Consider the following 17,373-nt stretch of genomic DNA (forward strand, 5'->3'; position numbering starts at 1 on the left):
CGTCAGACAGAGGCGGCGGCGAGATCGGCGACGGTCTCGCCGATAGCGAGCGAGGCGGTCAATCCCGGGCTTTCGATGCCGAACAGGTTGATCAGGCCGGTCACGCCATGGACGCCCGGCCCCTGGATCACGAAATCGTCGGCCTTGCCGCCCGCCGCCGACAGTTTCGGCCGGATGCCGGCATAGCCCGGCTGGATCGCGCCATCCGGCAGCGCCGGCCAGTAGCGGCGCACGGCGGCGTAGAACTTGTCGCCACGGGCCGGATCGACCTGGTAATCGATGTCATCGATCCATTCCACGTCCGGCCCGAAGCGCATCTGCCCGCCCATGTCGATGGTGACATGGGTGCCGAGGCCGCCCGGCTCCGGCACCGGGTAGATCAGCCGCGAGAAGGGCGGCCTCATGCCTGACAGAACGAAATAATTGCCCTTGGCATAGTGGGTACCGGGAATCTGTGCGGCAGGCATGCCATCGATCCGGGCTGCCAGGGCCTGCGCCTGCAGACCGGCTGCATTCACCACGATGCGGGCCTTCAGTTCCAGCGGATCCTCGCCGCCGGTGCGGATCGCGATACCGTCGTTCCGCACCTCGCCGGATGTGATCGGCGAGCCCAGCGCCAGCATGGCACCGTGATCTTCCGCCTCGCCCTGCAGTGCCAGCATCAGGCCGTGGCTGTCGATGATGCCGGTCGAGGGCGACAGCAGGGCCGCCACGCAGTGCAGGTGCGGCTCCAGTGCCAGCGCCTGATCCCGGTCCAGCCATTCCAGGTCGGTGACGCCGTTGGCCTCGGCCCTGGCCTTCAGCGCCTGCAGGTCCGGCACCTGTCCGTCATCGGCCGCGACAATCAGCTTGCCGCAGCGGTTATGGGCAATGCCGCGTTCGGCACAATAGGCATACAGCGCCTGCTTGCCGTCCACGCAAAGCCGCGCCTTCAGGCTGCCTGCCGGGTAATAGATGCCGGCATGGATCACCTCGGAATTGCGGGAGCTGGTCTCGCTGCCGATCAGGCCGGCAGCCTCGGCAATCACGACCTCGCGGCCCCGGCGGGCCAGCGACCGGGCGGCGGCAAGGCCGACCACACCGGCGCCGATGACCAGACATTCCACTTGATCCATGGGGTTTTTCCTGAACTGGGGTCATCCGTTATCGGCAGGGATGGGGGGCAAGGCAAGTCCCGGCAGAACTTTGTCGGCGGCGCTTGACTTCCCCCGGCAGTGGCCGTAAAGACACGGCCTCGGTCGGGACGGCCTTCGGGTCAGCCTGCACCGCCTGCCCAGGTGGCGGAATTGGTAGACGCGCTAGCTTCAGGTGCTAGTGACCGAAAGGTCGTGTAAGTTCGAGTCTTATCCTGGGCACCAATTCCCTTTAGTCTCGCGCCGCAAGGCGACTGCGCCCCGCAGGGCGGGCGACGCCTTACCGAGGGCGCCATCGCCAGCAGGGACGTGACGATGACCATCACCGTATATCAGGGCGACCTGCCCGCTGGCCTCGACCTCGGCCCCGTGGTGGCCGTCGATACCGAGACCATGGGGCTGCGCACCCTGCGCGACCGGCTCTGCGTGGTGCAGCTGTCGTCCGGCGACGGCAATGCCCATCTGGTGCAGTTCCAGGCCGGCCGGCCCTATGCGGCCCCCAATCTGAAGGCCCTGCTGGAAAATCCGAAAATCCTGAAACTGTTCCATTTTGCCCGCTTTGACCTTGCCGCGCTGAAGCAGTATGTGGGCGCGGCGACGGCGCCGGTTTACTGCACCCGCACGGCGTCCAAGCTGGTCCGTACCTTCACCGACCGGCATGGTCTGAAGGACCTGTGCCGGGAACTGATCGGGGTGGAGATCTCGAAGCAGGAGCAGTCTTCGGACTGGGGGGCGCCCAGGCTGAGCGAGGCCCAGCAGCGGTATGCGGCCTCCGATGTGCTGTATCTGCACCAGCTGAAGGCGGTGCTGGATGGCATGCTGGTTCGCGAGGGGCGGATGGAACTGGCCGAGGCCTGTTTCGGCTTCCTGCCGGCCAGGGCCGATCTCGATCTGGCCGGATGGCCGGAAGACGACATTTTCGCCCACTGACCGGCCCGCCGGCGCTCCCATAGGCTGTATCCCTCGGGTTATGCACCGAAAAAAGGCAGCCGCGAGGTCAAGCGGTTTGCATTTTCGAACCCGATTCTCCATATTTGGCACGATTCTTGTTAGTGTCTCGCAAGCGGTGGGTAGCCCATGACATCCGCACCATCCGCCGCGCGTGTTAAGCGCGCCGGAAACAAACGTGCGACAGGCGGTTCCAAGGTGGTGAAGGTGGCCGGCGGCACGCCGGCGGCCAGCGAGGACATTGCCGTCGGCCGTCGTGTGCTGCTGATGGAGGCCAATGGCCTGGCGGCCCTGGCGGCCCAGATAGACGGGGCCTTCACCCGGGCGGTCGATATCCTGATGACGGTCAGCGGCAATCCGGCGGCGACCACCGGTATTCGCGGGCGCGTGATCGTGTCCGGCATGGGCAAGAGCGGCCATGTCGGGCGCAAGATCGCTGCCACCCTGGCCTCGACCGGCACGCCGGCCTTTTTCGTGCATCCGGCAGAAGCCAGCCATGGCGATCTCGGCATGGTGATGCAGGGCGATGTCCTGCTCGCCCTGTCCAATTCGGGCGACGTGCCGGAACTGGCGGATCTCATTGCCCATGCCAAGCGGTTCGGCATTCCCCTGATCGGCATGACCTCGAAGGCGCGGTCGGCGCTTGGCCAGGCTTCCGACGTGGTGCTGACCCTGCCTCCGGTGGAAGAGGCCTGCCCAATGGGGCTGGCACCGACAACCTCCACCACCATGATGCTGGCATTGGGGGACGCGCTGGCCGTGGCACTGATGGAGCGCAAGGGCTTCAACCGCGATCACTACCGGGTGTTCCATCCGGGAGGGCGGCTGGGCAAGCAGCTGATCAAGGTCGGCGACCTGATGCATTCCGGCCCGGAAATGCCTCTGGTCGACAGCGGGACGCCGATGCGCGAGGCACTGGTCACCATGGCCGGCCGCAGTTTTGGTTGTATTGGCATTCTGGGTGTGAAGGGCCGCGACAAGGGCCGTCTGCTCGGCATTGTCACCGACGGTGATCTGCGGCGGCATATCGAGGGGGACCTGCTGTCTCGCAAGGTCGACGACGTGATGACCAGGGCACCGATCACCATCGGGCCGAATATCCTGGCTGTCGAGGCCCTGCGGGAGATGAACCGGCGCCGCATCACGGCCTTCTTTGTCGTCGAGTCCGGCCGGCCGGCCGGCATCCTGCACATGCATGACTGCGTGCGGGCGGGGATTACATGATGGCCGCCGGGATCGATGGCAAGCTGCCGGGTTCGGGCGGGCGCCGCGTCGCGGATTATGCATCGCATCCGGTCGACGTGCTGTCGGCCTTGTCCCGCCGCCGGCGCTTTGCCCAGTTCATGAAATTTGTACTGCCGCTGCTGGCCGTGGTGACCGTGGCGGCGGTGGTGGTCTGGCCGCAGCTGACGAAGCAGGTCGATTTTCTGCCGCTCAGCTTCACCGATGTCGACAGCACAAATGCGGCCCTGGTCATGCGGAACCCGCGCTACCATGCCACTGATGCCAACAACCAGCCCTATGTCGTCACCGCGGATCGCGCCATTCAGGACCCGCAGGATGACCAGCTGGTGACGATGGACAACGTGCATGCGGATCTGACGATGACCGATGGCGCCTGGTGGTCGCTGACGGCCGATACGGGTCTGTATAACGGCAAGGCGCAGTTGCTGAACCTGTTTGGCAACATCCAGATTTTCAGTGACAACGGCTATGAACTGCATGGCCTGTCGGCAGAGGTTGATCTGACGACCAAGCGGGTGGCAAGCGATCAGAAGGTCTGGGGCCAGTCCGCACTGGGATTGATCCGGGGCAACGGCCTGCGAATTTCTGAGAATGGCCGGGTGATCCACGTCATCAACGGCGTCAACACGACAGTCTACCCGCAGGGTAAACGGAGCTGAGGCGGCATGCGCAGTGGTATTACAGGCCTGCTGATTGTTTGCGTCGCCGTTTCTGCGGCGCATGCACAGGCCACACTTGGCGGCAACAAGAACAGCGACAAGCCGATCGAGATCGCTTCCGATACCCTGGAAGTCCAGCAGGACAAGCAGCTGGCCATCTTCCGTGGCAAGGTCGACGCCGTGCAGGGCGATACGCGGCTGCGGTCGGATGAACTTTATGTCCATTACCGGGACCGCCAGCAGGCTGGCGCAGCCGCCCCGAAACCCGCGGCAGCCAGCGGGCCGGATGCAGGGTCCATCACCCGCATCGAGGCCAAGGGCAACGTCTTCGTCTCGACCCCGCAGGAACGTGGCCAGGGCGATACCGGAATTTACGATGTCGACAAGAAGACCATTACCCTGATCGGGAATGTGCTGCTGACCAATGACCGCGGCACCATCCGTTGCGCGCGGGCCATCATGTACCAGGACAGCGGCCGCAGCATCTGCGAGCCGGCTGCGGGAGGGCGCGTCAGGGGCGTGTTCCTGCCTGGCGAATCAGAAGGTGGCGCTTCGGCAAAGCCGCCGCAGAATTCCCCGGGCAGCAGGCAGTGATGATGGATATGCCGCAGATCGATACAGGCGAAACTGGCGACGGCCTGCGGGTGGTTGCCGAGAATCCGACACCCGGGCTCGCGGCCCAGCGCCTGGGCAAGAGTTTCAAGAAGCGGCCGGTACTGCGCGATGTCTCGCTTTATGTCCGCCGTGGCGAGGCCGTCGGCCTGCTGGGGCCGAACGGGGCGGGCAAGACGACGACTTTTTACATCATGACCGGCCTGATCCGCCCCGACCATGGCGCCATTACGCTCGATGGTCATGACATCACCGGCCTGCCGATGTACCGCCGCGCGCGCCTTGGCATGGGGTATCTGCCGCAGGAAGCGTCGATTTTCCGCGGCCTGTCGGTCGAGCAGAATATCCGGGCCGTGCTGGAACTGGTCGAACCCGAGCCGGATCGCCGGGAAGCGATGCTGGATGACCTGCTGGCAGAATTCTCGATCACCCACCTGCGGCGCACGCCTGCCCTGGCGCTGTCAGGCGGCGAACGCAGGCGCTGCGAGATCGCCCGCGCCCTTGCGACCCAGCCGTCCTTCATGCTGCTCGATGAGCCGCTTGCCGGCATTGATCCGATCGCCGTCGGTGAAATCCGTGAACTGGTGTCCCATCTGAAACATCGCGGCATCGGCGTGCTGATTACCGATCACAATGTCCGGGAAACCCTTGATATCATCGACCGCGCCTACATCCTGCATGACGGCAAGGTTCTGATGGAAGGTCTGCCGAACGAAATCGTCGCAGACGAGAATGTGCGCCGGGTCTATCTCGGCGAACGGTTCAGCTGGTGACCGGGTTCTGACCATGGCTCTCGGTCCCCGTCTTGAACTCAGGCAGGGCCAGGCGCTCGTCATGACGCCGCAGCTGCAGCAGGCTATCAAGCTGCTGCAGCTGTCCAATCTTGAACTGATGGCCTATGTCGAGCAGGAGCTGGAACGCAATCCGCTTCTCGAGCGCGGCGAGGCGGAGGATGGCGGCCCGGAAGACGACGGCAGGACCCCTTTCGAGGTAGCGGATGCCGCGGCAATACCGGATGGCGCGGCACAGCGCCTTGATCTTGCCGGCGAGCAGACGGCAACCGCGGCCCGCGAATCGCTCGATGCCGAATCCGACAACACCTTCACCAACGACAGCGGCTATGACGCGGCCGGTGATGGCATCGGCATGGAGAGCAACTATATTGCCGGCCGGGGCGGTGATTCACGCTTCGAGGATGGGGCAGGCTCGCTTGAGCAGACCCTTTCCGAAGAGCGGAGCCTGCGCGAGCATGTACAGATACAATGGGGCCTGATGCCCAGCAATGCCGGGGACCGGCTGATCGGGCAGGCGCTGATCGACAGCCTGGATGATGCCGGCTACGTGACCGAGCCACTTTCGGAAATCGCCCAGCGCCTGGGCGTCGATGAAGAGGAGATTGAGGCCGTTCTGCTCGACCTGCAGACCATCGAACCCACCGGGATTTTCGCGCGCAGCCTGAAGGAGTGCCTGGCTCTGCAACTGCGGGAACGCGACCGGCTCGATCCGGCGATGCAGTGCCTGCTGGATCACCTCGAGCTGCTGGCCAAGCGCGATATTGCCAGTCTGATGCGGGTTTGCGATGTCGACCAGGAAGACATCGCCGACATGGTCAAGGAAATCCGCGCCCTCAATCCGAAGCCGGGGCTGCTGTTCGGTGGCGAACCGGTGCAGACCCTGATCCCGGATGTTTATGTGCGCCGTTCGACGGATGGCGGCTGGATGGTGGAACTGAACAGCGACACGTTGCCACGGGTTCTGGTCAACAGCCGCTATTACGCCAGGGTCAGTCGCGACAAGACGGCAGCCGGTACGCCGGACCGGCAGATGAAGACCTACCTGTCCGAGTGTCTGAATTCGGCGAACTGGCTGGTCAAGTCGCTCGACCAGCGGGCGCAGACCATCCTGAAAGTCGCCACCGAGATTGTCCGCCAGCAGGACGGGTTCCTGCGGCATGGCGTTTCGCATCTGAAGCCCCTGAATTTGCGGGCTGTGGCCGAAGCCATCGACATGCATGAGAGCACGGTCAGTCGCGTCACGTCCAACAAGACCATGGCGACGCCGCGCGGCATTTTCGAGATGAAGTATTTCTTCACAGCCAGTATTGCGGCAACGGATGGCGGCGATGCTTTTTCCGCCGAGTCGATCCGTCATCGCATCAAATCGCTGATCGATGCTGAGAACATGGAAGACGTGCTGTCCGATGACAAAATCGTTGAGATGCTGGCAGGCAAGGGCGTCGATATTGCCCGCCGTACCGTTGCAAAATACCGAGAAGCCATGAGTATTCCGTCATCCGTGGAGCGCAGGCGCTTGAAAAAGGCCGGCCTTCTTTCTGTCAGTTGAGAGCCATATGGCTGATATTTCACCGCTCTTAGAATCGAACCGGAAATGGGCCGCCAACAAGCTGCGCGCGGATCCAGGTTTTTTCGAACGCCTGGCGCATCAGCAGAATCCGGACTATCTGTGGATCGGCTGTGCCGATAGCCGGGTGCCGGCAACGGAAATCGTCAATCTCGACCCGGGCGAAATGTTCGTCCACCGCAATGTTGCCAACCTGGTGCATCCGGGGGACATGAACTGCCTTGCCGTGCTGCAGTTCGCGATCGAGTTCCTGAAGGTCAAGCACGTCATCGTCACCGGGCATTACGGCTGCGGCGGTGTGCGCGCGGCCATGCAGTCCGAACAACTCGGGCTGATCGATCACTGGCTGCAGCCGATCCGGGACATTTACCAGAAGAACAAGACGGATCTGCAGGCGATAGTCGACGAATACAAGCGCCTGAATGCCCTGTGCGAGATGAATGTGCGCGAGCAGGTCCAGAACCTGGCCAAGACCACCATCGTACAGAATGCCTGGCGGCGCGGGCAGGAGCTCAGCCTGCATGGCTGGGTCTATGGCCTGAGCAACGGGCTGGTGCGCGATCTCGGTGCGACGGTGAACAGTCCGGACAAGCTGGATGAAATATTCCGTACGCACCCGAAAGATGCCGCTGGCTGACAGCCGTTCCGCAGCTTTTTTTCTTTTCAGCAAGCCCAATTAAATCAACAGGTTGGCCGCAATTGCCGCGGTTGACAGCCGGAGGGGCCTTCTCTATGGTCCGCCTCCGGCATGACGGGCCCTGGCTGCCGTACTACAATCATGCCACGACCGACCGAAATCGGATTTTATTGCATCATGAAAATCCTGACTTCCGGACAGCAACTCGACCTCGGCGATTCCCTGCGCGCCTATATCGAAGAGAAGCTTCCCGTTGCCGTGGAAAAATACATGGACAATGCGATCGAAGCGCAGGTTGTCTTCAGTCGCGAAGGTGCGATGTACAGCTGCCACTGCTCGGTTCATGTCGGAACCGGCATTGACATGCAGGCGGATGCCCAGGATGCCGAAATCTACGCCAGCTTTGATCAGGCGCTTGAGCGGCTGGCCAAGCAGCTGCGGCGCGACAAGCGCAAGCGGCGCAACCATCATACCCGTACGTCTAGTACCGGAGAGGTTGCCTGATCCTGTGATCAGGCGACGCCGGTATCAGCCGCGGAGGCATTACTCTCCATGGAAATCTTCCAGCTTCTGAGCCCTGATGGCGTTGTTGCCAATCTGAAGGCCAACAGCAAGAAACAGGCTTTGCAGGAGCTTTCGGCCCGCGCCGCGCGCATCACCGGCCAGCCGGAACGCACCATTTTCGATATCCTGCTCGAGCGCGAGCGGCTCGGCACCACCGGAGTCGGCAACGGTATCGCGATTCCGCATGGCCGCCTGGCCGGGCTGGACAAGCTTTACGGCCTGTTTGCCCGGGTTGAACGTCCGATCGATTTCGATTCGATCGACGAAATGCCGGTCGACCTGATCTTCCTGTTGCTCGCCCCGGAATCGGCGGGCGCCGATCACCTCAAGGCGCTGGCCAAGGTCTCGCGCATGCTGCGCGACAAGGTGATCTGCGAAAAACTGCGCGGCGCGGAAAGTGCCGACGCGCTTTTCGCATTGCTGACCGACAACTCGGCCAGTAACGCCGCTGCCTGAAGGCTGGGCCGGTCAGTGGACGCTGACCGGCACCAGTTCGTTCTGCATGGCGGCCGCAAAGGCGAGATCGCGTGCCGGCGCCCATCCCAGCTGCTGGCCGTTTGCTGAAAAGACGCCCCAGGCTTCGGCATCACCGCCTTCGCTGGCGATGATGATCGGGCGGATATAGGCCATATCCGGGGTTCCGAGATTGGCGAACATCTCCGCACTCATTGTCTGCGATGCATGCCGCGGGGTGGTATTCGGGTCGTTAGGGGAAGCCATTGTTCTTACTCCTAGCCAGAACCGTCATGATTCGCCAGCGGGATTGCCGATACCGAGTCTGTCGCTGCGGCCGTCGCCGCTGGTCCGGATGGCGATGTTGCGCACCTGGGCTTCCGGTTTCGGACGGCGCAGATCGACATGCAGCAGGCCGTTGCCCAGTTCGGCGCCAATCACCTCGATCCCGTCGGCCAGGACGAAGCTGCGCTGGAACTGCCGGGCGGCAATGCCACGGTGCAGGTAAACCCGTTCGCGGTCATCGACCTGTTTGCCACGAATAACGAGCTGCTTGTCTTCCAGCAGGATCGTCAGGTCGCCGGCGGCGAACCCGGCAACCGCCAGCGTGATGCGCAGGCCGTCTTCGCCGATCTGCTCGATGTTGTAGGGTGGGTAGCCTTCCGAACCGGCCTTGGCGGCCCGTTCGATCATGCGTTCGACATGGTCGAAACCGAGCAGCAGCGGGCTGGAAAACAGCGATACACGGGTCATGACGGTCTCCTTCGCAGCGAGAGCCGCCGGAGCCCTCTGAGGCACCCCGGCCATCATCATGTGGGGAGGCACGGCTTGCGGATCAAGGCCTGCCCCGGCAGGATGACAGCCTTGGAATTATGGGAGGATCGTCGTGGCTGGAGCGTTGCAAGCCGTTGATACTGTTGGTGTAGTTGGGGCCGGCGCGATGGGGCGCGGGATTGCGCAGGTCGGCATGACCGGCGGCATGGCGGTGCGGCTCTTTGATGCGGCGCCCGGGGCCGCCGGCAAGGCGGCCGCGGCGATCTCGGCCCAGCTTGACCAGATGGTGGCCAAGGGCCGGCTCGATGCCGCAGCGGCGGCGGCGGCCAAGGCACGGCTGACCGTGATCGAGACACTGGAGGAAATGGCACCAGCCGATCTGGTGGTCGAGGCAATTGTCGAGAACCTGTCCATCAAGCAGGAGGTTTTCCGCAAACTGGAAGCGATCGTCCGGCCCGACGCCTTGCTGGCGTCCAACACCTCGTCCCTGCGCATTGCAAGCATTGCCAGTGCCTGCCGGCGGCCGGAACGGATCGCCGGTCTGCATTTCTTCAATCCGGTGCCGCTGATGAAGCTGGTCGAAGTCATCCGTGCGCCCGCCAGCAGCGACGCCACCATTGCAACCCTTGTCGGGGTTGGCGAACGCATGGGCCGCGTGCCAGTGGTGGTCCAGGACAGTCCGGGCTTCCTCGTCAACCTCGGCGGGCGGGCCTACACACAGGAAGCATTGCGCATCGTTTCCGAGGGCGTGGCGACACCGGCCCAGGTGGATGCCGTGATGCGGGATGCCTGGGGCTTCCGCATGGGACCGTTCGAGCTGATGGATCTGACCGGCATCGATGTCAATTTCCCGGTCAGTCAGATCATCCATGAAGGATATTTCTTCGATCGCCGGCTGGCCACCACGCCGCAGCACCAGCTGCTGCGGGAAAGCGGGCAGTTCGGCCGCAAGAGCAGGCGTGGCTTCTTCGACTATGACGAGGCCGGCAAGGCGTCGGTGCCATCGCCCGATGCACCGTCGAGCACTCCGCCTGCCGCGCGGGCCGTTCTGGCCGAGGAGGATGAGGCGCTGGGCGAACTGCTGCGCAGCCTCGGTTTCGAGATCAGCGGTTTCGACGACGGGGAGGCGGCCATCCTCTGTGCCCCGCTGGGCGAGGATTGCTCGACCTACGCGGCACGGATGAAACTGGACCACCGCCGGCTGTTCGCACTGGATATCGCCGGCAAACTGGACCGGCGGCTGACCCTGATGCATGCCCCGGGAACCCGTCGCGACCTGCTGGACGGCCTGGTGGCGCGTCTGCACGAGGCGGGCCGTGCCGTCACCGTGATCAATGACAGTCCCGGCTTCATCGGCCAGCGCATCGCCGCCATGGTGGCCAATCTCGGTTGCGAGATGGCACAGATTCGGATCGCCACTCCGTCCGACATCGACAAGGCGATGACGATGGGTCTGAATTATCCATTTGGTCCGCTGGCGCTGACCGACGCCATGGGGCCGGCCGCGGTGCACACCGTGCTGGTGCAGCTGCAGGCGATCACCGGCGATGACCGCTACCGGCCGAGCCTGTGGCTGCGCCGGCGGGCCCAGCTCGGCCTGTCTGCCCTGACCGAGGACTGAATATCAGGTCGGCCCGGTAACGGTCAGGCGCACGAACGGCACCGGGCGGTCGAAGCCTTTCAGTTCGGCCGCCTCGTGGGCCAGCGGCAGGCCATCCAGCAGCGGTGCGATGGCCGGATCCGCTGCGAGCGATTCCGAGAGGACGACCTCACCACCGCGGCTGCGCCCCTGCAGGCGGGCAGCCATATTGACGGTGCTGCCGAAATAATCGAGGCGGTCGTTCAGATTGACAGCAATGCAGCGGCCGCCATGCAGGCCCATTTTCAGGCCGATGGCGGCATCGACCGGGCGGTCTGCGGTGGCGGTTTCATGTCGGTAGTCAGCATTGAAAGCAGCAATGCCATCACGAATGGCCAGGGCGGCCCGCACCGCCTGCTGCGGATCGGCGAAAACCGCCATCACGGCATCGCCGATAGTTTTCACCAGGGCGCCATCATGTTCGCGGATACTGGACGCGAGAAAGCCGAAATGCCGGCGCACCAGGCGGTAGGCGGCAGCATCGCCAAGCCGCTCATACAGGGCCGTTGAGCCTTCCAGGTCGGTGAACATCAGGACCAGGTTATCGATCGAGGCGTCTTCGCCGGGTCGCAGAACCTGCTCGGGCAGCAGGTCGCGGAAGGCCTGCAGGGTGGTGGCTTCATGGGCGGTCAGGGCATCGCGCCGCCAGTCCCGCGCTTCGATCACCAGGGTCAGGGTGCGGCGGCTGCGATTATGCAGGACGATCATGCCGATGCTGTCTCCAGGCGTGGCGGCAATATCGAAGGCAGGCAGGATCGCGGCATCGCTGGCAATAATCTGCGGGAAGGCCCCGCCGGTATGACGGATGACGGTTTCGCCGCCCGGCTCAAGGGCACGCAGGCGGTATTCGCCGGCCGGCAGGGAGACATTGATATTGCGGGTTTCGCCGGGTGCGAGAATCTGCTGCACGAGGATATGCCGCGACACATGCGGACCGCCCATGCAGAACTCGCCGGCACCGATTGTGCGGATGCTGGGCGCGGGGCTGAAGCTGATCTCCACATTTTCGGCGAAACGGCTGTCATAGGGTATGTTGCAGGAAGGGCAGTGGGCCGCCTGCGGCAGGGTGTCGAGCTGTGCCGTTTTGGCCTTGGCGCCCCCGCAGCGCGGGCAGAGCACGTTCCAGGACAGGTTGAGCAGGCCGGCGCGGGTCGCCTCCAGGCACAACTCCGCCGTATGGCGCACCGGCACCTGCCAGTCGCGGGCCAGGATACGCGGCCGGATACGCACAAGATCGACCTCCTGGGCCGAGGCGATATGGTCCGCCAGCCGCCCGGCCAGGCCATGGGCATAGGCACTGCCGGCGATCCGGCCGGTCAGTCCCTCCAGCCTCTCCCGCTGTTCGGCAGGCAAGGGCGGCGGCTCATATTCAAAGGGCATGCTGGCGGCGCCCGCGGCGAAATCTCCGGCATGCCGGATCATCTGTTCGAGGCCCTGCCCCATCCGGTCGAGCAGGCCGCCGGCAAACAGCAGGTGGCCGAGCAGGCCGCGGGGTTCGGCTTCCAGACGGTAGGTCAGGCGACTGCCGCCTTCCGGCGTCGGTTCCAGGAGCAGGGCCGGCGCCAGCTTCGTCAGCGGGCCGCGCTGAAACAGCCGGGTCTGGCGGAATTCCCGTTCGGCCACCCATTCATAGGGCGGGTCATCCCAGGCAACTGCGATGCCTTTGTAACTGGCGGTCGCCTTCCGCCGCACAGATCCGTCGGGCCTGGCAATTTCCTCCACGTCATACCGCGGAGTTCCGGCCGCTTCATTGAAGCGGGCGGTATCGGAAACATAGGGCCAGATGGCAGCCGGCGGAACCGGCAGGGTCCAGACCCAGGTCCGGTGATGACGATGCGGCATGTGATTCTCCCGTGCCTAAACTAGCACGGCAGGATCGCAGGCAAGAGCGGATGGCGCGTTTGTGATCCGGGCGCCGGATCTATTGCTGCCGCACGGCAGCCGGTGCCGCAGCCGGTTCCACCATCGGTTCGACCGGCATGGCGGCTGCCGGCTCTGCGGGGACGGCCTGCGCCGGCTGTTCCATGCCGACAGGGGCCACGGCCACCTGCGGCGGCGGGCGGCGTCCGGGCGGGGTCATCGGCATGCGGGGATCGGCGAGCGGCCGCGGAGACTCGGGCAGCGCGCGGCCGGCCAGCGAATAGGGATCCGGCTCGCCGTAACAGTCGACACCGCCCAGGGTCTTGAAGCACCAGACCTCCTGGCGGTCGGTGGGTTTGTAATTGCTGACGCAGTAGGTGCCGTCGCTGATCATGTTCAGCGGATTGCAGGTCATCTCCATCCGCCGCTCGATCTTGGTCTTGACCACTTCAAGGCCAAGGCCGATGGCGGCAGCCTGTCCGGCCGCCGGCAGGGGGATCACCTCGTCGAGAGCATTCTCGAGACTCGAGCATCCGCCCAGCACTGCACCTGCAGTGGCGATGGCGACGAGTGTTAGCAAGGGGCGACGCATGAATTCTCTCCTGCGCTGGGTGCCTCCGCGTGAAGGTGGCATCCCTGTATCAGCCATTCTGGCAGGACGATTATGTGCCGGAACCCTGTGAAGGTACAGTTAAGCAAAATGGTTAACGCGGCAGCCGGCGCAATCAGTCAGCTGCATCCGGTAGCGAAATCCGGAAAGTGGTGCCCAGGGGTCCGGTCCGCGCCAGCTCCAGTTCACCGCCATGAGCGCGGACCAGTTCGCGTGCGATGGCCAGGCCAAGACCGGTGCCGCCATTGCGGCTGCCGCGGAACGCCTCGAACAGATGGGCTTTGGCTGTTTCATTCAGGCCACTGCCGGAATCGGCCACCTCGATGACGACCCGCCCGCCGCCAGCCATGGCGCTGACATGCAGGGTGCCACCAGCCGGCATGGCATGGCAGGCATTGCGGGTCAGGTTGCTCAGCACCCGGTACAGATGATCCGGATCGGCATAGACGGTCAGGTCGCCTGGCACCGCATTGATCCAGCGAATGCTGCCGCCGTCTTCCGGCAGGCCAAGGCCGGCGGCAACGCCGTCGAGGAAAGACCGCAGGGCGAAGCGCTGGGCGGCAGGCTCCAGCTCTTCGGCCTTCCCGTAGCGCAGGGTCTGGGCGCAGAGAGCGATGGCTCGATCGATCGAGCCGACCAGCCGGGGCGCGACCTGCCGCACGGTCGGATCGTCGGATGCAGCCAGCCGATCCGAAACCAGCTGGGCCGAGGCCAGCATGTTGCGCAGGTCATGGCTGATCTTGCTGACCGCGATGCCAAGCTGCGCAAGATGGGTCTGTTGTGTCAGGGCCTGCCGCAGGTCCTGTTGCATCGCCTGCAACTCGCGCTCGGCGCGGCCGAGTTCGTCCCCGCGCGCCGATGGCCGGATGATCTGTCGGGCATCTTCCGGTGCGGCGCGGAATCCGACGATGCTGTCGATCAGGCGACGCATCGGCCGGACCATCCACCATTGCAGGGTGAGATAGACCAGACCTGCAGTGATGACGGAGATGATCAGGGATAACGAAAAGATGCGCCACGAGAAATCCCGCAGGGCGGCAGTCAGCGGTGCGGCGGGCAGCACGACCTCGATGCGGGCCGAAATATCGCGCGGGGACGGGCTGATCACCCGGATGTATTCATCTGTATGACCGGTCAGTGCCCCGATGGCGTCGATAATCGCTTCCCACCACATCCAGTTGTCGAGTTCCATCGGCTTGCCCAGCATGGGCAGTTCCTGCCGGTCGCTGAGAATGAGGGCCGTGGAATCCCTGCGTTTCATTGCCACCAGCTTGCCGCCGACATTGTGCAGAAGATCGGCTTCCAGTTCGGCGCTGACCATGCCGTCGGGAGCGGCCAGCAGGGCGAGGGCGGCCTGGTCGGCCAGTTCGATCCTGGCTTCGAAATAGCTGATGCGGAATCGCGCCATTGACGGCAGATAGATCAGCACTTCCGCCAGCATGACAAAGACAATGGTCAGCACCAGCAGCCGGCCTGACAGGCTGTTCATGCCTGGTATCGCCGTGGCGGAAGGCGCGCGCACAGGCGTGCCGCCATCATTCTGCGGGCCGGCGTTGTTGCTGGTCGTCGGATTCTGCGCCATGCCGCAATAATACCGCAGTCAGCCAAGGCGGGCGAGCAAACGGACCAGCCGGCGTACCAGGGGATGCAGCAGCCTGGGGCGGAAAAAGTCGCCGGCAGCACGTTTGCCGGCATCGCCGCGGGTCGGGTAGGGCACGATCATGCCCTGCATGGCGCCGATCCCGATACGACGCCCAAGTGCCAGGCTCCAGGGCTGCAGCAGGTCGCCGGCATGCGGCCCGACAATGCTGACGCCGAGGAGACGGCCCCGTGGGCTGGCAATGACTTTCACCATTCCGTCGATCCGGCCCTCGGCTCGCGCCCGGTCATTGGCAGAAAAAGGGCTGCGCAGGATGCGGATGGTGCCATGCCGGGACCGTGCCGCGGCTTCGTCGAGACCGACGACAGCCAGTTCCGGGTCGCTGTATGTGACACGTGGAATTGTGTCGTGGTCAGCCCGCACAGGCAGGCGAAACAAAGCATTCTTCAGTACCAGTCCGGCATGATAGGCGGCGGTATGGGTAAAGGGGCTGAGGCCGGTGACATCGCCTATGGCATAGACGCGGCGGTTGGTTGTCCGCAGCCCTGAATCGACCGTAATGCCCTTTTCGCCGACAGCAATGCCGGCGGCTTCAAGATTGAGACCGTCGGTCACCGGCCGACGGCCTGTTGCCACCAGCAGGTGCGAGCCGGCCAGTCGTTCCTCGCCACCATCCGGATTGCGCAGGGTGAGGACGATCCCGGAAGCGGTGTCCCGCGCATGCGCGACGTCTGTCCGCTCGCGGATATCGACGCCTTCACTGCGCAGTGTCTCCAGAACCAGGCTGGAGAGTTCCTGATCCTCGCGCGGCAGGCAATGCTGACGTTCGATCAGGGTGACCTTGGAGCCGAGCCGGCGGAAGGCCTGCGCCATTTCGATGCCTATCGGGCCACCGCCCAGGACCAGGAGATGCAGAGGCTGTTCATTCAGGCCGAAGATCGTCTCGTTGGTCAGATACGGGGTTTCGGCAAGGCCATCGATTGCAGGGATATGAGGCGCGGATCCGGTGGCGACGACGAAGCGGCGCGCACGGATGGCACGTTGTCCCACCATCAGGCTGTCCGGCGCCGTGAAGGCAGCTTCGCCCTGGATCACCTGCACCCCGAGTGCTGTAAACCGCTCGACGGAATCATGCGGTGCTATCGCGGCAATCGTATCGTGGACATGGCGCATCACGGCGATGAAGTCGACCTCCGGTTCGCCATAGCGCACCCCGAGTGCTTCGGCGTGACGCCAGGAGACGGCATGCCGGGCGGCGCTGATCAGTGCCTTCGAGGGCACACAGCCGTAATTCAGGCAGTCGCCCCCCATCTTCCCGCGTTCGACCAGAACCGTGGTGGCACCCAGCATCGCGGCGCCGGCGGCCACCATCAATCCGCCCGAACCGGCGCCGATCACGGCGATATCGCAGGTCACGCTCTCGGTCATGACTGTGTGGCCGTCATCTGTCAGGTCTGGTCATGCCGGCCCGTCCGGCCCCGGTGCCATTTGATCCATACCGGCAGCAAAGACAGCAGGGCCAGCAGAGTCAAGGCAATCAGGATTTCCGGCGTGGCCACGCTGGCCAGCGAGATACGCTCGCTCTGGCGCAGGGTCGTGCCGAGGCCATAACCGAAATAGGCAAAGACGAAGGTGCCGGGCAGGATGCCCAGTGCCGTGGCAACCATGTAGGGGGCGAGCCGCATGCCGAAGACGGCCGGCGCTATATTGACCAGCCAGAAGGGGAAGGCGGGAACCAGGCGCAGGAACAGCAGGTAATGGAAGCCGTTGGCGCGAAACTCGGCCTCCAGCCGTGCCAGCCGTGGCCCGGCCCGATCCCGCAGGGACTCGCCCAGTGCCGTGCGGGCGGCAAGGAAGACGAGGGTGGCGCCCAGGGTGGCGCCCAGTGCGGTCCAGGCCGTGCCGAACCATGCCCCGAACAGGAAACCGCCGGCGACGGTGGCAAAGGAGGCAACCGGCAGAGAGAAGGCGACCAGCAGAGTGTACAGCAGGATATAGGCCAGCGGTGCCAGCAGCGGATGTGCTGCAATCAGGTCGCGCCATGCGGCCTGGTTGCTGCGCAGGGTGGCGAGGTCGAAATACTGCCGGAGATCGAAGACGAAAAAGAGCGCCAGCCCCGCCATCAGCAGGGTCAGCGGTATGAAGCGTCTGGCCGCCATCCGCTATTCATTCCTTCCCGGTTGCCCGCCCCAGGCAGGCCTGACAGGTTTGTGCCAGATACTGACGGGAAGGAGGGTAAATTGCGCGCGAGGACCGACGCAATGCCGGAGGCTCACCA

Annotated in this window: 18 protein-coding genes and 1 tRNA gene; 11 read left to right on the forward strand and 8 right to left on the reverse strand. The window is 64.3% G+C overall.

All coding sequences use genetic code 11. The features are described 5' to 3' along the window. Positions 1-2 precede the first annotated feature (2 nt). Positions 3-1,115, reverse strand: coding sequence for an NAD(P)/FAD-dependent oxidoreductase (locus tag ACEQZY_RS02175; RefSeq protein WP_341703032.1), 1,113 nt, complete (start codon positions 1,113-1,115; stop codon positions 3-5). Positions 1,116-1,271: 156 nt separating this feature from the next. Between ACEQZY_RS02175 and ACEQZY_RS02180 the strand changes: the two genes are divergently transcribed. From ACEQZY_RS02180 to ptsN, 10 genes are all read left to right on the forward strand, one after another. Further along, positions 1,272-1,358, forward strand: a tRNA-Leu gene (locus ACEQZY_RS02180). A gap of 90 nt (positions 1,359-1,448) precedes the next feature. Next, entirely contained in the window at positions 1,449-2,063 is a 615-nt protein-coding gene (locus ACEQZY_RS02185) for a ribonuclease H-like domain-containing protein (protein ID WP_341703031.1), read from the forward strand. 285 nt (positions 2,064-2,348) lie between these two features. Continuing rightward, on the forward strand, positions 2,349-3,305 hold the full coding sequence (locus ACEQZY_RS02190; protein ID WP_370152024.1) for an SIS domain-containing protein: 957 nt from the start codon (positions 2,349-2,351) through the stop codon (positions 3,303-3,305). Beyond that, positions 3,305-3,985 (forward strand): LPS export ABC transporter periplasmic protein LptC, encoded by a 681-nt coding sequence (gene lptC, locus ACEQZY_RS02195; protein ID WP_341703029.1) that lies wholly within the window; start codon positions 3,305-3,307, stop codon positions 3,983-3,985. The genes ACEQZY_RS02190 and lptC overlap by 1 nt, the downstream gene beginning before the upstream one ends. 6 nt (positions 3,986-3,991) lie before the next feature. After that, positions 3,992-4,579 (forward strand): LptA/OstA family protein, encoded by a 588-nt coding sequence (locus tag ACEQZY_RS02200; RefSeq protein ID WP_341703028.1) that lies wholly within the window; start codon positions 3,992-3,994, stop codon positions 4,577-4,579. A gap of 8 nt (positions 4,580-4,587) precedes the next feature. Further along, positions 4,588-5,370: an LPS export ABC transporter ATP-binding protein gene (gene lptB / locus ACEQZY_RS02205; RefSeq protein WP_341703059.1), complete on the forward strand. Its 783-nt coding sequence runs from the start codon at positions 4,588-4,590 to the stop codon at positions 5,368-5,370. A 13-nt stretch (positions 5,371-5,383) separates the two neighbouring features. Then, entirely contained in the window at positions 5,384-6,940 is a 1,557-nt protein-coding gene (gene rpoN / locus ACEQZY_RS02210; protein ID WP_341703027.1) for an RNA polymerase factor sigma-54, read from the forward strand. Between the two features lie 7 nt (positions 6,941-6,947). After that, positions 6,948-7,595: a carbonate dehydratase gene (gene can / locus ACEQZY_RS02215; protein WP_370151954.1), complete on the forward strand. Its 648-nt coding sequence runs from the start codon at positions 6,948-6,950 to the stop codon at positions 7,593-7,595. 177 nt (positions 7,596-7,772) lie between these two features. Continuing rightward, on the forward strand, positions 7,773-8,099 hold the full coding sequence (gene hpf / locus ACEQZY_RS02220; protein WP_341703025.1) for a ribosome hibernation-promoting factor, HPF/YfiA family: 327 nt from the start codon (positions 7,773-7,775) through the stop codon (positions 8,097-8,099). Between the two features lie 48 nt (positions 8,100-8,147). Continuing rightward, positions 8,148-8,615, forward strand: a complete 468-nt coding sequence (gene ptsN, locus ACEQZY_RS02225) for a PTS IIA-like nitrogen regulatory protein PtsN (protein WP_341703024.1) — start codon at positions 8,148-8,150, stop codon at positions 8,613-8,615. A gap of 12 nt (positions 8,616-8,627) precedes the next feature. Here the strand turns inward: ptsN and ACEQZY_RS02230 are convergent, their stop codons facing one another. After that, on the reverse strand, positions 8,628-8,828 hold the full coding sequence (locus tag ACEQZY_RS02230) for a DUF1150 family protein (RefSeq protein ID WP_341703023.1): 201 nt from the start codon (positions 8,826-8,828) through the stop codon (positions 8,628-8,630). Positions 8,829-8,903: 75 nt separating this feature from the next. Next, positions 8,904-9,365, reverse strand: coding sequence for an Hsp20 family protein (locus tag ACEQZY_RS02235; RefSeq protein ID WP_370151958.1), 462 nt, complete (start codon positions 9,363-9,365; stop codon positions 8,904-8,906). Positions 9,366-9,498: 133 nt separating this feature from the next. Here ACEQZY_RS02235 and ACEQZY_RS02240 point away from each other — a divergent pair, with 133 nt between their 5' ends. Further along, positions 9,499-11,007 (forward strand): 3-hydroxyacyl-CoA dehydrogenase, encoded by a 1,509-nt coding sequence (locus ACEQZY_RS02240; protein WP_341703021.1) that lies wholly within the window; start codon positions 9,499-9,501, stop codon positions 11,005-11,007. Positions 11,008-11,010: 3 nt separating this feature from the next. On the opposite strand, the gene ACEQZY_RS02245 is transcribed toward ACEQZY_RS02240, so the two are convergent. From ACEQZY_RS02245 to ACEQZY_RS02265, 5 genes are all read right to left on the reverse strand, one after another. Further along, positions 11,011-12,867 carry an adenylate/guanylate cyclase domain-containing protein gene (locus ACEQZY_RS02245; RefSeq protein WP_341703020.1) on the reverse strand — a complete coding sequence of 619 codons (1,857 nt, stop codon included), beginning with the start codon at positions 12,865-12,867 and terminating at the stop codon, positions 11,011-11,013. Between the two features lie 79 nt (positions 12,868-12,946). Beyond that, a complete protein-coding gene (locus tag ACEQZY_RS02250) occupies positions 12,947-13,477 on the reverse strand; it encodes a hypothetical protein (RefSeq protein WP_370151960.1) in 531 nt (176 codons plus the stop codon). A 133-nt stretch (positions 13,478-13,610) separates the two neighbouring features. Beyond that, the gene (locus tag ACEQZY_RS02255) at positions 13,611-15,077 is read right to left on the reverse strand and encodes a HAMP domain-containing sensor histidine kinase (protein WP_341702744.1); all 1,467 of its coding nucleotides are present in this window, start codon (positions 15,075-15,077) and stop codon (positions 13,611-13,613) included. 18 nt (positions 15,078-15,095) lie between these two features. Beyond that, complete coding sequence (locus ACEQZY_RS02260; protein WP_341702743.1) at positions 15,096-16,523, reverse strand: FAD-dependent oxidoreductase; 1,428 nt, start codon at positions 16,521-16,523, stop codon at positions 15,096-15,098. A gap of 20 nt (positions 16,524-16,543) precedes the next feature. Next, complete coding sequence (locus tag ACEQZY_RS02265; RefSeq protein WP_370151963.1) at positions 16,544-17,254, reverse strand: TVP38/TMEM64 family protein; 711 nt, start codon at positions 17,252-17,254, stop codon at positions 16,544-16,546. Positions 17,255-17,373 lie beyond the last annotated feature (119 nt).

This window comes from Ferrovibrio sp., assembly GCF_964218355.1.
Lineage (GTDB): Bacteria > Pseudomonadota > Alphaproteobacteria > Ferrovibrionales > Ferrovibrionaceae > Ferrovibrio.